Origin of the sequence: Lysinibacillus sp. NPDC093712, assembly GCF_050280025.1 — a bacterium.
Taxonomy (GTDB): Bacteria; Bacillota; Bacilli; order Bacillales_A; family Planococcaceae; genus Lysinibacillus.
This window is the reverse complement of sequence record NZ_JBNNUU010000007.1, coordinates 141801-155975: the sequence shown is the minus strand read 5'-3', so window position 1 is coordinate 155975 and position 14175 is coordinate 141801. Positions and strand designations below refer to the sequence as shown.

The window sequence follows — 14175 nt, the reverse complement described above, 5'->3', positions numbered from 1 at the left end:
AGTGTGTGTTTTAAAAATATGTACAAAGTTGAGGGATTAGACAAATGAAATTAGATCGTTTACTAACGATGACCATGATTTTAATTAATCGTAAAAAAGTAAAAGCTCAAGAATTGGCAGAGTTATTTGACGTATCAGTTCGCACAATTTATCGCGATGTTGAAACCCTTAGCTGTGCAGGGGTTCCTGTTGTGAGTCAGCAAGGGGTAAACGGAGGGATTAGTTTAATTGATGGTTATAGAATGGATAAGCAAATTTTAACGAAGGAGGAACTAACCTCTCTGTCAATAGCTCTTAAAAGTGCCTTAACATCATATGAGGATGCTCACGCCACAGCTGTTTTAGAAAAACTAACAGGGATAGCAGATGAAAAAGTGAAAAAATCGATTGATCATTTATTTGTTGACCTAAGCCCTTGGGGACAGAACGTTATATTAAAAGAACAAATAACCTTATTAAAAAGGGCAATTGAAGATGAGTATTGTGTAAGCTTCTTGTATTCAACCGCGCATGGGACGATGACAAAGCGCTTGATAGAGCCGCATACTTTAGTACAGAAGGGGAAAGTATGGTATATATATGGTTATTGCACATTAAGAGAAGGTTTTCGGTTATTTAAAATCTCAAGAATGAAGGAAATTAAAGAAGAGTTAATATGTTTTGAACGGAAGACCGTTCATTTAGCAGAACTGCCTTGGGATAAAGCTTGGCAGCAACCGAAAAACTTAGTGGAAATCACACTGTCATTTGATGAAACTATTCGAACATTAGTGGAAGAAACATTTGGAGCAGAACATATTGATAATGAAAAATCTATCGTGCAAGTTTCATTGCCTGAAGATGAATGGCTATATGGATTTTTGCTGAGCTTTGGGAAGCGAATAAAGCTTATTGATCCTCCTTATTTAGTTGATATTGTGAAAAGTCGGGCACAGGAAATTGTAGCATTATATGCAGAAAACAAAGAGTGAAATATTACGCTCAAATGATGACATACAGTTGTCAAGTTTGCTTTGGTATAGTGAAAACAAATGAACGAAGGGTGGATATAAATTATGCAAACTTATTGCCAAAGCTGTGGAATGCCATTAGTGGATGCAAAACTATTAGCAACAGAAAAAGATGGGCAAGTGTGTCAGGACTATTGCACATATTGCTACGAATTAGGAGAGTTTAAACAGCCAAATATAACTGTCAATGAAATGATTAACATATGTGTACCTCATTTAAAGGAAGAGGGCATGGCAGAAGAAGAGGCACGTCAAATGTTAGCTTCGTTTTTACCTAGCTTAAAAAGATGGAGAGCAGGCGATGTCAATCCTCCTGTTGTGCAAGAAAAACAAAGCTTTCAAATAGTAGGAATAGAAGCGCGTACAAATAATGCGAATGAAATTACTCCAACAGCGAAAATACCCCAATTATGGACAAGTTACTTTCAGCAAAATGTAGCTGGTCAACTGTTAAATCAAGTGAACGAGGGCGTTATGTATGGACTATATTCGGATTATGAAACAGATGTTAATGGAGATTATTCAATTACCCTTGGAGTGGAAGTATCAACAGACAAAGAAGTGCCAAATGGGATGTCCGTCAAAACAATTCCTGCCTCGAAATATTTAGTTTTTACTTCAGAAAAAGGGTCAATGCCAGAGATTGTCATCAAAGCTTGGCAAGAAATATGGGCTTGGTTTGCAAACTCAGATGTAGAACGAACATATACTGGCGACTTTGAAATATATGATGAACGATGCCAACCTAATGAGTCACAGGTCGATATTTATATTGCAATAAAGTAAGTATAGTTAAACGCCAATTGCTTTTATTTTGAAGCGAAGCGGCATAACGCAATAAGTCAGTCTCTTACCATTAAATGGTAGGAGACTGGTTTTTGTTTGTAGGAGGCAAATCTTCGATATGTGGTTCTATATGCACGAGCACCTGACAGAAGCGATTTTCCCGCATAATTGTACGTTCAATTTCTTCTGTAATACGGTGGCTTTCAAAGACATTTAAATAAGGATTCACAGTCACTGTTACATCTATAAAGTACATATTTCCATGTGCACGTCCTTTGAAATCTAAAAGCTCAATAACCCCGTTTACATTGCGAATTAGTACTGACAAAGTCTCTACTTCATCAATATCAAAGGCATCTGTAAGACTTTGAACAGCTTCCCAAAATATTTCTACAGCAGTTTTTAGTATAAGAAAAGCTACAACAAGTGCTGTCAATGTATCAATTATCGGGAAACCGAAAATTGCACCGAATATCCCGATAGCTGTACCAATGCTGACAAGTGCATCTGAACGATTGTCATAAGCGGCAGCTTTTACAGCAGCACTTCGTATTTTTTTTGATAGAGCTAAATTGTAGCGATAAACAATATACATTACTACAGCACTCCCAATGGCAACAAATGCTGTTAACATGGATGGGGTTGTGCCAGTTGGCTCCCACAGTCCTTGTAAAGAAGCAATCAAAACTTGTAAGCCGACAACAAGCATAATGAAAGATGCAACAAGTGACGCAACAGTCTCAGCGCGTAGATGGCCATATTGGTGATTTGAATCTGGTGGTCTTTGGGCAATACGTAAGCCGATTAAAACGGCAATAGATGCAATGATATCAGTTGTATTATTTAATCCATCTGCTTTTAAAGCTTCAGATGTTCCAATATAGCCAATTGTTAACTTTACTGAGCTCAGTATTAAGTAGGTAGCTATAGATAACCAAGCGCCTTTTTCCCCTTGACGTAAATTTGTATAGAGCTCCATTTTGTTTCCTCCTCGCAAAACTTTCGGGCATTATAAAACGACCCCCTTATATGAAAGGGAGCCGTCTTAGCTGTGTTATTTATAGTCTTTCGATTCTTCGATGTCATTTGCTAAATCAAGTTCAGGTAACTTCAGAACTTCTAAGTATAATATGTGGTGACCGTCTAGTTCTTTAGCTGTGAATTCAAAACCTTGCTCTTCAATACTATCACCTTCGACAGCATCGAAACGCTTCGTCATGAACCAACCACCAATTGTATCGATATCATCATCTTCTATGTCAGTACCTAGCATATCATTGACGTTTTCTAGTAGCATTTTTGCATCTAAAATAAAATGATTTTCTGCAACTTCTTGTACTTCTGGGATTTCATCTTCATCGAACTCATCTTGAATGTCCCCGACAATTTCCTCGATAATATCTTCAATGGTTACAAGACCTGATGTTCCACCATACTCATCCATTAAAATAGCCATATGAATACGTTCTCGTTGAATCTTGAGTAATAATTCATTAATTTGCGTTGTTTCCATAACGCGAATAATCGGTTGCATATAGTCAATCACTAATTTATCACCATTTGCTGGGTCTTTAATGTAAGCAGTTAATAAATGCTTCATATTGACTAAACCAATAATATGGTCTTTATCACCGTCGATAATTGGATAACGAGTATATTGTTCAACACCCATTAAATCGAAAACTTCTTTAATAGTAAGCTCTTTCTCAATTCCGACGATTTCAGTACGTGGTACCATGATTTCTTTTGCAAGGCGATCTGAGAACTCGAAGATACTGTTAACATATTCATATTCTGCGTTATTAATTTCTCCACCTTTTAAACTATCCGACAAAATCATACGCAATTCTTCTTCAGTATGCGCAACTTCTGATTCTGACATCATTTTAAGACCAAATAGACCTGTTAAACCACGAGCAGAGCCATTTAATAATTTAATGATTGGATACGTAATGTTATGGAATAAAATTAACGGACCAGACAAGTTTAATGTAACAAATTCTGCTTTTTGGATGGCTAAAGTTTTTGGCGCCAATTCCCCGATAACTACATGCATAAACGTTACAATTGAGAATGCAAGTATAAATGAAAGGATAGATGTTATACTACCGTTCAGATTTAGAAACTCGAACACTGGATGTAAAATGATTTCAAACGTTGGTTCACCTAACCACCCAAGTCCAAGTGCTGTAATTGTAATACCTAACTGACAAGCGGATAAGTACTCGTCTAAATCCGATACAACACGTTTTGCATTTTTCGCTTTTTTATGGCCTTCTGCGACTAATTGATCAATGCGGGTAGTTCTTACTTTTACGATTGCAAATTCAGTTGCAACGAAAAATCCTGTCATTATGATTAGTAGGGCGAATGCCGCCAACCTAATGGTTATTTCCAATATGTCTCCGTCCAAATAATTCCTTTGTCCCCGCCCGAATGAGGGAAGTAAACAAAGTGTACACCTCCTATGATTTAAAAAATTGTTGGATGTTTTAATCATAAGTTATTTATAACTAAAACACAAATATTGACAACGACTTTTTTATACTATTTTAAGAAGGCTTTGCTTTTAAAAAAATGGACATTATCTAGATGACAAATGATTGAAAATCAATATGCATTATGCTAACTTTATATGGAGCAAGGATAGTTTATTTAGAGAAAGAAGCATTTGCATCTCATATAAAACGACACGTCAAAAATCTCAAGAGTGCTTTACTTGTGGATTTTTTTAAATGAATTATTTTTAATATGCAACAAAAAAGAGGTTGTCTCATTTATGGAGACAACCTCTTTTTTGCGTCAATATGTATCGAAAAAATTATTGTTGAAAGCGTAACTTAAGACAAGCCTTTTCCACATCATGCACAGATTCCTTTAAAGGGATTGCGTCTGTAAAAGTTGAGATGGTGATAGGGGCTTTTTCTGTCAACCCTTGTTGTGTAAGGGTATAATGATTGCCATTATAAATTAAGTACATTTGTTTACTGGCACGTTTTCCGATTCCAGTTGGGGATTCAAAAATAGCTTTTAATTGGCTGCAATACTCACTGTAAAAATTACTACTAAAGCCAGATAGTGCTTCAAATTTTTTACTATCGATAGTACTTACCTCATCGACTAACCCGAAAATCTTTGCCGAAAATTCAGAAAAAAGTTCTTTTACTTTTGCACGAATTAATGCTTTTGAATTATAGTTGTTTAAGTCATCAGAAAGTGCGACTTTACTCATTGAAATAGCCTCCTGCATAAAAAACATTTAGAAATAAATCCATTTATTAAATGTATAAGAAAAATACAGGAATATCAATATAAATAAGCACTTTTCGTATAATAGCAGTGATTTTTCTAGTAAATATTAGGCATTTTTAAGTGGGTAAAAGCAAAAAAGTATTGATATTTTTAGTCATAAATATGGAAAAGCATAAGTTCGTGAATCATTTTTTTAACATCTTCTTCATCTGGAGGAATAGGTCCAATCCATTGGATGACGCCATCCTTTAAATATTCTGCAGCGTAACGTTCACGTTGATAAAAAAATGAAATGGCCCATCCAGGAAGCTGTGTATTTTCAAATAAAGGTTTAAAGCTAAAATGCTGAATCATATACAAACCCCATTTCTAATTATATGTATTTAATATTATTCAAGGATAGCGGTAATTTTGCAACTAAACAATTTGTCATTATTTAAAGATAGGTACAATTATACTTTGTCGTAATTAAATGGAGGTATTTCTTTCGTTGGATTTCATTGCTCTGCTATAATGAGTCCAATAGGCGACAAAATACGCCAAATGTGAATACGATTGAAATGAGAGGATGCTAATGGACAATTTTATAGTGACATTATTATTTATGGCAATCATCGGTGCTGCAATTGGAGGTATAACTAATCATCTAGCAATTAAAATGCTTTTTCGACCTCATGAAGCGATCTATATTAAAAATTGGCGTGTGCCATTTACACCGGGGCTTATACCAAAAAGACGTGATGAATTAGCGAAACAGCTTGGCCTAACAGTTGTAAATTATCTACTGACACCTGAGACCTTTAGGAAAAAGTTTTTTTCAAAGGACATTCAAGATAAAGTAGAGCAATTTGTACAAACAAAGGTAGAAGAAACATTCTTTACGGATGCTAAAACGATTCAAGATTGGTTATCTTTAGCTGGTTTCTCCAATATGCCCGCTACTATCGAACAAAAGGTAGAGCTAATTGTAGCCGGACAATTTGAATCAGTTAAGAATACATTATCCACGAGATCAATTCGTACACTGTTATCGGAGGACATTCAAAATACGATTGATGCTAAAATTCCAGTAGCAGTCGGGCATATTTTAGAGAAAGGTGAAGATTATTTTTTATCGCCAGCTGGTGAAATGACGATAAAGGCGATGATTGATGATTTTTTATCGTCAAAAGGATCACTTGGCGGTATGATTAATATGTTTTTAGGTGATTCCTCGTCACTTATGGGCAAAGTACAACGCGAGCTTGTGAAGTTTATACAGGCTCCTGGAACAACAGCACTACTAACGAACATTTTCACACAGGAGTGGGAAAAATTAAAAGATCGCCCCGCAATGGATTATATAGGGGATATTGACTTTGAACCGATATTAGCAAATTTACAAAGCTATGTAAAAGAGCAATTAGCAGTTGCAGAACGCTTACAGCATCCTATCTCATATTACTGGCCTAACGGTAGTACTTGGATGAGGGAAACAGTAGTGCCTCAACTGATCGAAAAAGCATTTGTTAGAGCAGAAGATAAATTAGAAGATGTGCTAAAACGCTTAAATTTACAAGAAATAGTACGTGAACAAGTTGATTCGTTTCCTGTATCAAAACTTGAAGAGCTTGTCCTTGGTATTTCAAAGCGTGAATTTAAAATGATTACTGTGCTTGGTGCAGTTCTTGGTGGACTAATTGGTATTGTCCAAGGTTTAATCGTCTACTTTATTTAGAAAGGGGAAAAAGAAATAATGGTTAATATTTATAATGAAATTAATGCTTTGGAGGCAACTTTCCGCAAAACGGCGGAATTTAAAACATTAGAAGAGGCAGTAGCGGTAGTCAAAGCGGATGAGGATGCAATAAAGCTATTCCAAAACTTCCGTAAGATTCAAATAGATTTACAGCAAAAACAAATGGCTGGGGAAGATTTACAAGAAGATGAATTACTCTATGCTCAAAAAACAGCACAGCTCGCGCAACAAAATGAGAAAATTGTAGCTATGCTTGAAGCAGAGATGAAGTTAAGTGGCGTTATCGAAGAAGTAAACCGTATTTTAGTAAAACCTATTCAATCGTTGTACGAGGGCATGTAAGCAAGCATGTTTATCGGCAATATACCGTATAATATTTTGTAAGGAATAAATAAACGATTATTTGCACATATAACAAAGTAAGAAGGAAAACGTGTCTCGGCTATTCGAGACACGTTTTCACTTATGGAGGGAATGTCATGCATGTGTTGATTGAATGGACTTATAAAACACCAAAGGGTGCAGGGACAGTTTTACGATCAGAAGAAATGCCAGCAGCTCAAGCATTATTACTGGCGGAGGATATGGAACGTACGGGACGTGTCAAATCACTCCAATTTATCGATCGACAAGATACGAACTGGTCTATCAAGGAGTTAAAGGCATATCTAAAAGAAGTTGACACAGAACCACACAATATTACTGTCTATTTTGATGGAGGCTTTGATCGTGCAACTACACAATCAGGACTTGGGTGTGCCATTTATTATGAGCAAAATGGTAAACCCTATAGGCTAAGAAAAAATGCCTTTTCCGCGGAGCTCAAATCGAACAATGAGGCTGAATATGCAGCCCTTTATTTAGGTTTAGTGGAGCTTGAATTATTAAATGCTCATCATTTGCCGATAAGCATTATTGGGGATTCACAAGTAGTGATTAATCAGCTAAATGGGCAATGGCCTGCATTGGAGAAGAATCTAGCAGGATGGGCGGACAAAATTGACGCGAAATTAAGTGAGCTAAGCCTTCAACCAGACTACAAACTTATTTCGAGGAAAGAGAATGCAGAAGCAGATAGACTGGCTACACAAGCATTAAACGGAATTGATATTACAGGGCTGAGTGAAATGATAAAGGAATAACAGTGAAAGGGGAGGCGTCGAATATTACAGACGCCTACCTTCTTTTAGAAAATAACTGACACTTGTCCTATGCAAAAAGCTGTTTATTAGCCATAAATATAGGATATTTTTTGGCAAACTGCTGTAAACTTTGCTTGAAATGAAATGTATTCATGAAGTTTCCTGCTAATCGTAATTCATCAGAGTATAAAAGGATATGGTGGAAATGCTGTTGAATAAAGTTTTTTGCATGTTTATAATGCTCGTTGATAGAGATAGCACCATACATTTCTTGGCGATTAATAATGTAAATAAAATCGCAAAGAACCTTTTGCCCGCGGTATTTTAAAAATATGGTGATATACAATGTCTTTTCGTCACAACGTTGTAAATCAAAATGATGGAAGGCAACTTCTAATTGCTGAATAAAGCTAGAAACAGAAGGAGAGTTTTCTTTTATTACAACCACTATCAACACCACCTTTATTAAAAATTATAAGTATAATTAAATAATTTGTCTATAATTAGTCTAAATATTCTGTTAATAATAGCTTGCTAATAGTAGCTTTGCTTAAACTTATAAAAATTTGTTAAACTATTGAGGCAATCATTAATTTAGTAATGTACATTGGAATATTGAAAGAAGAGAGCGAAAACAATGAAAATTATTCAGATAGATCAAAAATATCCTGAGGATTGGATTCGCGTATTAAATCATATTGCGAATTTATTTTTTGAGGATTCGAAGTTAAGTACGACTGCGCAGGGAGCGGATATGTCCGTTGCTTTCAGCTACCGAGTTGAAGAAAATTTTTCTATCTATTCTAGAGCGGTTCTAGAGGTAGATGGTAAACGTTATACGAATGATTACCATATTGATTATGAGATAGAGGCAGTTGGTCGTGAGCAAAATATTCGCATGAAACGTGCACTATCGCACGTGTTTTTAGATGTGTTAGAGCAGCATACTGGGATGCATCAGCAATGGGGTATTTTAACAGGTGTGCGCCCAACGAAGCTCTATCATAAATTCCGCCAGGCAGGGATGGATGATATAGAAATTGCTGAAGTGCTCGTACGTGACTTCCGATTGTCAGAGGAAAAGGTAGCCCTGTTGAAGGAGATTGTAGCACGTCAGCTAGTCACAATACCTGACTTGGATAATATTGGGAAAGAGATAAGTGTTTATATTGGCATTCCCTTCTGTCCAACTAAATGTGCATATTGTACTTTCCCAGCTTATGCGATTGGTAGTAACCGTAAACAAGGTCGTGTAGAGACATTTTTAGATGGACTGCACATTGAATTACGTGAGATGGGTAAGTGGCTGACAGAAAATAATATGAAAATCACTTCGATTTATTGGGGTGGTGGTACACCAACTTCAATCGAGGCACATGAAATGGATGCATTGTATCAAACGATGTATGACTCCTTCCCGAACCCAGAAACGATTCGTGAGGTAACGGTTGAAGCAGGTCGCCCAGATACGATTACACCAGAGAAATTAGCTGTACTGAAAAAATGGGGCATTGATCGTATTAGTGTCAATCCGCAATCTTATACAGATGAAACATTAAAGGCAATTGGACGCCATCATACGGTGCAAGAAACGATTGATAAGTTTTGGCTAGCACGCGAATCAGGTATGAATAACATTAATATGGATTTAATTATTGGTTTGCCAAATGAAGGGACGGAAGAGTTCCAACATTCATTAGAGGAATCTGCAAAAATGCAACCAGAGTCATTAACAGTCCACACACTATCCTTTAAACGTGCATCTGAAATGACGCGCAATAAAGATAAATACAAGGTGGCAGATCGTGATAGGGTTGCACAAATGATGCAGATGGCGCAAGTATGGACGAAGGAAAATGATTATGTTCCTTACTATCTATACCGTCAAAAAAATATTTTAGGTAATTTAGAAAATGTAGGCTACAGTAAAGCGGGCGAAGAAAGCATTTATAATATTGTGATCATGGAGGAAGTGCAGACGATTTTAGGTATCGGTTGTGGAGCATCTTCAAAATTTGTTCATCCTGAGACAGGGAAGATTACACAATTCCATAATCCAAAAGATCCAGCAGCTTACATCATGACGTTTGAAGAAGCAATTGGTAAAAAAATAGAGCTATTAAATGGATTATATAATGCTTAAAGGGCAAAAGAGTAAAGTGTTAGATTGATTGCAAATCAATCTGACACTTTTTTGGTGTGACGTTGATGTCCGCTACGGCGGATGCTTTCCGCGGGCACACCGTAAGCCGCAACCCTCGCTAACGCGCGGTTTGTTGCGTCTTACGCTGCGTGCGTTCCCGCAGGAGTCGCCGCCTCCGCTACCATCAACACGTATAATTGTTTGAGTGCCTGTCACCACCATCCGAAATCGCCGAATCGCCGGTAAACCTTTGTCCACATTGCTGCAAATGATTTACCGTAACGTGCAGGCCATTTTTAAGATGACAGCATCCTCAAAATATTGTGGATCGTAGCCTGTAAGCTCTCGAATTTTATTTAATCGGTAGGTAAGTGTGTGACGGTGAATATTTAGTTGTTGTGCACAAAGTTTAAGTTGTAAATTACAATCAAAAAAGGTTTGTAATGTTTCGAGTTGTTTAGCATTCATATTTTTTAGAACGCGATTTTGGAATGCTTTTACTTCCTCGGAATCTCTCTTTTTAAAAAGAGAAAATAACTCGACATCTTCAAAAAACGTGATTTCTTTATTAATAAAGGCAAATTCAAGTGCAGTTTTAGCACCGTTATAGCAATGTGGAAGTTGCGCTAGATTGGGTACAGTCGGTCCCACACCTATTTGTAATGAAGGTAGCTTGTGCTTTTTTTTACGTAATGCTTTCATCATTTGCTGCTTTTGCTGCTCATCATAGTTTGTTAATAAAATATAGTATTCATGGAGCTGGCTATGACCTGAAAGAACAGCCTGCTTATAAAATAAATCCTCAAAAAACAGAGGGAGGCTATTTTCTGCAGATGACGGTGCATCCAAGCTAAGTAATATAATTTGAAAGGGTGCTTCTAAAGTGAACGGAAGCTTTTGAATCCGTTCTTGTAAGGCAGCGTCTATCTTACTACCATGCACCAACGCTTCGAATATGTAATCGTTATTTTTACGTTGCCACTCACTTTTCGATTCCACAATAGCTTGATGTGTCATGATTTCAGTTGTTAGTTGAACGAGATTGGCAATTTCTAAAATTTCCTCAGAATCGCCTGTAATACCAATCACTCCAAGGACCTCATCCTGATACATAATCGGCATATTGATGCCAGGTTTTGTATTTGGATAAGCATCAATATTTTCCCCATTAATGATGAGTGTCTCTTTCGTTTTTGCCACGTAAAGTGCGCCTTCATGAATATTTTCCACTCTCATTTTATCGCCAGAAGCTAAAATAACTCCGCTTGGACTAATAACATTAATGTTGCGACGTAATCGTAACATTGTTTGATGCACTATTTCTTCTGCTAATTTTTTTGTTAACATGCTTATACACCTCGCATAAATAAACCTCTGTTATATGACAGTTAATTTGTACATTCATTATAATGTTTTCTGAATTTATTGTCATTATAATAATTTGTAAGCGCTTAACTTTGAGTAGAAGAAATTTCTTGTATGCGATAAAACTATATCGTCTGACAGCTGAACACCAACGTAAATATGAATGGATGTAAAGTGGGGGTATAACATGAAAGTCATAATTTGTCCGGATTCTTATAAAGGTACTTTATCTGCATTTGAAGTAGCGAATGCAATGCAGGAAGGAATCTTGGACGCTGATCAATCGATTGAAACAGTTATTTTACCAGTGGCAGACGGTGGAGAAGGTACGTTAGAATCACTCATTGCTTCAACAGGAGGGAAGTATATTTCAGAAAATGTACTTGATCCGCTAGGCAGAAAAATCGAAGCAAAGTTTGGGGTGCTTGGGGATGATGAAACATGTGTTATCGAGATGGCACAGGCATCTGGTATTACGCTGTTGCAGGACAGTGAAAAAAACCCTGAGCTTGCATCGACATATGGGACAGGGCAGTTAATAAAGGCAGCACTTAATAAAGGGTTTCGTAAATTTATTATTGGAATAGGTGGCAGTGCAACAAACGATGCTGGTATTGGTCTATTAAGGGCACTAGGCTTGCAATTTAGAAAAGATGATGGGACTCCTATTGCGAATGGCGTGTCAGCATTGCTAGATTTAGCATCCATTGATAATAGTCAACTTGATGCACGATTGTCTGAAGCAACATTTACAATTGCATGTGACGTGGATAATCCATTGATTGGAGAGCGCGGAGCTACAGCCATTTTTGGCCCGCAAAAAGGTGTGAAAGAGCATGAAATTACTTTTTTTGATAATTGCTTAAAGCAATTTGCAGATATTGTGGAAAAGCAATTTCACATTCGATTACATGATTATAAAGGGGCAGGTGCTGCTGGAGGTGTAGGTGGTGCATTAATTGCCTTTTTAAATGGCACTTTTCATGCAGGCATAGATATTGTTATAGATGCTGTACAGTTAAAAAAACATTTGATAGACGCACAAATTGTTCTTACTGGTGAAGGTAAATCGGATCGTCAAACGTTACATGGAAAGGCGCCATTGGGGGTGGCAATGGCTGCAAAAACAACAAACACACGGGCTGTGTTATTGTCTGGAGCCATTGATGAAGAGGATAAGCCTGTTTTACTCAATTATTTTGCGATTGTGGAATCATTAGTAGATGAATCGACTACTGTCCAGCAAGCAATGCAAGAGCCTTATCGTTTGATTCGTCTAAAAACGAAAAAAATAATTGAGAACTATGTAAATATGGGGGATGAGTAAATGTTGTTCGTTATTATTTTAATAGGGGTATTATTTGTTGTAGTCGGAACAGCAAAGCTAAAGCTTCATCCGTTTCTAGCGCTATTAATTAGTGCATTTTTTGTAGGCATTGCTTCTGGTATGCCATTATTAACTGTTGTTGAAAGTATAAATACTGGATTTGGAGGCTTAATGACAAGCATTGGTTTAGTCATTATAGCTGGAACAATCATCGGGTTAATTTTAGAGAAATCAGGGGCTGCCTATCGAATGGCAGAAGTTGTATTGCGAATCGTTGGTCCAAAGCGTCCACAATTAGCTATGTCTTTAATCGGCTATATCGTATCTATTCCAGTTTTCTGTGATTCAGGATTTATTATTTTATCGAGTTTACAAAAATCATTAGCAAAGCGCGCAAATGTTACGATTGCCTCGATGGCTGTTGCGTTGGCAACAGGGCTCTTTGCTACACACGTTTTAGTACCGCCAACACCAGGGCCGATAGCAGCGGCTGGTAATATAGGGGCGGCAGATTATTTAGGAACTGTGATTGTTATTGGATTGTTAGTAGCGATTCCAGCGACATTTGTAGGTTATTTATGGTCAGTTAAAGTAGCGACAAAAATTCGTGTGCCTGAAGATGACTTAGAGGCATTGGATTATGAAGAAATTATTAAATCATTTGGTAAAATGCCTTCGACGTTTAAATCATTTTTACCGATTGTGCTTCCAATTGTGTTAATCGGTATAGGATCGATTGCAGCATTAGTTGGGGATAGTGAAGCTACATTTAATATGATTTGTCGTTTTTTAGGGTCACCAACAGTTGCCTTATTTTTAGGTGTTGCGGCAGCGATGTTATTATTACCTGAAGTCAGTGAAAAAACGTTAACTGGTTGGATTGGTGACAGCTTAAAAGAGGCTGCTCCGATTTTATTAATTACTGGAGCGGGCGGCTCTTTTGGAACGGTTATTAAAAATGCTGGCGTTGGTGAAATGTTGCAAGAGATGGATTTAGGTATGTTTGCAACTGGAGGTCTTTTCCTAGTTGTACCATTTATCGTAGCAGCTGCCTTAAAAACAGCACAAGGTTCGTCAACTACAGCATTAGTAATTACGTCCTCACTAGTAGCTCCGATGCTTATTACGCTTGGCATTGAAGGTGCTGTTCCCCTAGCATTAGTTGTTATGGCAATTGGTGCAGGTGCAATGACGGTTAGTCACGTGAATGATAGCTTTTTCTGGGTTATTACGCAATACAGTGGGATGGAAGTTACGCAAGCCTATAAAGCACAAACTGTTGCGACATTATTGCAGGGGCTTGTAACGATTGTGATTACGATGATTTTGTGGTGGATATTAGTTTAACTTGCTTGAGCAGAAGTTTTCGCAATTAGTTAGAGTAGAAACAGAGAGCAGCCTTCGGGTTCGCT

Annotated in this window: 14 protein-coding genes; 8 read left to right on the top strand and 6 right to left on the bottom strand. The window is 37.1% G+C overall.

From position 1 onward, the window contains the following. Positions 1 to 44 precede the first annotated feature (44 nt). Positions 45 to 971 carry a helix-turn-helix transcriptional regulator gene (locus tag ACQKNX_RS20810; protein ID WP_427430501.1) on the top strand — a complete coding sequence of 309 codons (927 nt, stop codon included), beginning with the start codon at positions 45 to 47 and terminating at the stop codon, positions 969 to 971. Positions 972 to 1055: 84 nt separating this feature from the next. Then, positions 1056 to 1796, top strand: a complete 741-nt coding sequence (locus ACQKNX_RS20805; protein WP_427430500.1) for an effector binding domain-containing protein — start codon at positions 1056 to 1058, stop codon at positions 1794 to 1796. 70 nt (positions 1797 to 1866) lie between these two features. Here the strand turns inward: ACQKNX_RS20805 and ACQKNX_RS20800 are convergent, their stop codons facing one another. The 4 genes from ACQKNX_RS20800 to ACQKNX_RS20785 form a co-directional block, all read right to left on the bottom strand. Next, positions 1867 to 2775 (bottom strand): cation diffusion facilitator family transporter, encoded by a 909-nt coding sequence (locus ACQKNX_RS20800; protein ID WP_427430499.1) that lies wholly within the window; start codon positions 2773 to 2775, stop codon positions 1867 to 1869. Between the two features lie 75 nt (positions 2776 to 2850). Further along, complete coding sequence (locus tag ACQKNX_RS20795; RefSeq protein WP_401014366.1) at positions 2851 to 4194, bottom strand: hemolysin family protein; 1344 nt, start codon at positions 4192 to 4194, stop codon at positions 2851 to 2853. Between the two features lie 423 nt (positions 4195 to 4617). After that, entirely contained in the window at positions 4618 to 5028 is a 411-nt protein-coding gene (locus ACQKNX_RS20790; protein ID WP_427430498.1) for a hypothetical protein, read from the bottom strand. 170 nt (positions 5029 to 5198) lie between these two features. Beyond that, complete coding sequence (locus ACQKNX_RS20785) at positions 5199 to 5402, bottom strand: YheE family protein (protein WP_340822414.1); 204 nt, start codon at positions 5400 to 5402, stop codon at positions 5199 to 5201. Positions 5403 to 5622: 220 nt separating this feature from the next. Here ACQKNX_RS20785 and ACQKNX_RS20780 point away from each other — a divergent pair, with 220 nt between their 5' ends. The 3 genes from ACQKNX_RS20780 (at position 5623) to ACQKNX_RS20770 (ending at position 7928) form a co-directional block, all read left to right on the top strand. Next, entirely contained in the window at positions 5623 to 6765 is a 1143-nt protein-coding gene (locus tag ACQKNX_RS20780; protein ID WP_427430497.1) for a DUF445 domain-containing protein, read from the top strand. Between the two features lie 18 nt (positions 6766 to 6783). Next, complete coding sequence (locus tag ACQKNX_RS20775) at positions 6784 to 7128, top strand: YlbF family regulator (RefSeq protein WP_340822416.1); 345 nt, start codon at positions 6784 to 6786, stop codon at positions 7126 to 7128. A gap of 137 nt (positions 7129 to 7265) precedes the next feature. Beyond that, entirely contained in the window at positions 7266 to 7928 is a 663-nt protein-coding gene (locus ACQKNX_RS20770) for a ribonuclease H family protein (protein WP_427430496.1), read from the top strand. A 67-nt stretch (positions 7929 to 7995) separates the two neighbouring features. On the opposite strand, the gene ACQKNX_RS20765 is transcribed toward ACQKNX_RS20770, so the two are convergent. Continuing rightward, the gene (locus ACQKNX_RS20765; protein WP_427430495.1) at positions 7996 to 8376 is read right to left on the bottom strand and encodes a hypothetical protein; all 381 of its coding nucleotides are present in this window, start codon (positions 8374 to 8376) and stop codon (positions 7996 to 7998) included. 189 nt (positions 8377 to 8565) lie between these two features. Here ACQKNX_RS20765 and ACQKNX_RS20760 point away from each other — a divergent pair, with 189 nt between their 5' ends. After that, positions 8566 to 10071, top strand: a complete 1506-nt coding sequence (locus ACQKNX_RS20760; protein WP_427430494.1) for a coproporphyrinogen III oxidase — start codon at positions 8566 to 8568, stop codon at positions 10069 to 10071. Between the two features lie 273 nt (positions 10072 to 10344). Here the strand turns inward: ACQKNX_RS20760 and ACQKNX_RS20755 are convergent, their stop codons facing one another. Further along, positions 10345 to 11418: a CdaR family transcriptional regulator gene (locus ACQKNX_RS20755; protein WP_427430493.1), complete on the bottom strand. Its 1074-nt coding sequence runs from the start codon at positions 11416 to 11418 to the stop codon at positions 10345 to 10347. Positions 11419 to 11623: 205 nt separating this feature from the next. Between ACQKNX_RS20755 and ACQKNX_RS20750 the strand changes: the two genes are divergently transcribed. Further along, complete coding sequence (locus ACQKNX_RS20750; protein WP_427430492.1) at positions 11624 to 12763, top strand: glycerate kinase; 1140 nt, start codon at positions 11624 to 11626, stop codon at positions 12761 to 12763. Beyond that, positions 12764 to 14110: a GntP family permease gene (locus tag ACQKNX_RS20745; RefSeq protein WP_401020117.1), complete on the top strand. Its 1347-nt coding sequence runs from the start codon at positions 12764 to 12766 to the stop codon at positions 14108 to 14110. Positions 14111 to 14175 lie beyond the last annotated feature (65 nt).

Coding starts and splice junctions, on each gene's coding strand:
- ACQKNX_RS20810 (WP_427430501.1), top strand. CDS start 45: ATGAAATTAGATCGTTTACTAACGATGACCATGATTTTAATTAATCGT.
- ACQKNX_RS20805 (WP_427430500.1), top strand. CDS start 1,056: ATGCAAACTTATTGCCAAAGCTGTGGAATGCCATTAGTGGATGCAAAA.
- ACQKNX_RS20800 (WP_427430499.1), bottom strand. CDS start 2,775: ATGGAGCTCTATACAAATTTACGTCAAGGGGAAAAAGGCGCTTGGTTA.
- ACQKNX_RS20790 (WP_427430498.1), bottom strand. CDS start 5,028: ATGAGTAAAGTCGCACTTTCTGATGACTTAAACAACTATAATTCAAAA.
- ACQKNX_RS20785 (WP_340822414.1), bottom strand. CDS start 5,402: ATGATTCAGCATTTTAGCTTTAAACCTTTATTTGAAAATACACAGCTT.
- ACQKNX_RS20780 (WP_427430497.1), top strand. CDS start 5,623: ATGGACAATTTTATAGTGACATTATTATTTATGGCAATCATCGGTGCT.
- ACQKNX_RS20775 (WP_340822416.1), top strand. CDS start 6,784: ATGGTTAATATTTATAATGAAATTAATGCTTTGGAGGCAACTTTCCGC.
- ACQKNX_RS20770 (WP_427430496.1), top strand. CDS start 7,266: ATGCATGTGTTGATTGAATGGACTTATAAAACACCAAAGGGTGCAGGG.
- ACQKNX_RS20760 (WP_427430494.1), top strand. CDS start 8,566: ATGAAAATTATTCAGATAGATCAAAAATATCCTGAGGATTGGATTCGC.
- ACQKNX_RS20755 (WP_427430493.1), bottom strand. CDS start 11,418: ATGTTAACAAAAAAATTAGCAGAAGAAATAGTGCATCAAACAATGTTA.
- ACQKNX_RS20750 (WP_427430492.1), top strand. CDS start 11,624: ATGAAAGTCATAATTTGTCCGGATTCTTATAAAGGTACTTTATCTGCA.
- ACQKNX_RS20745 (WP_401020117.1), top strand. CDS start 12,764: ATGTTGTTCGTTATTATTTTAATAGGGGTATTATTTGTTGTAGTCGGA.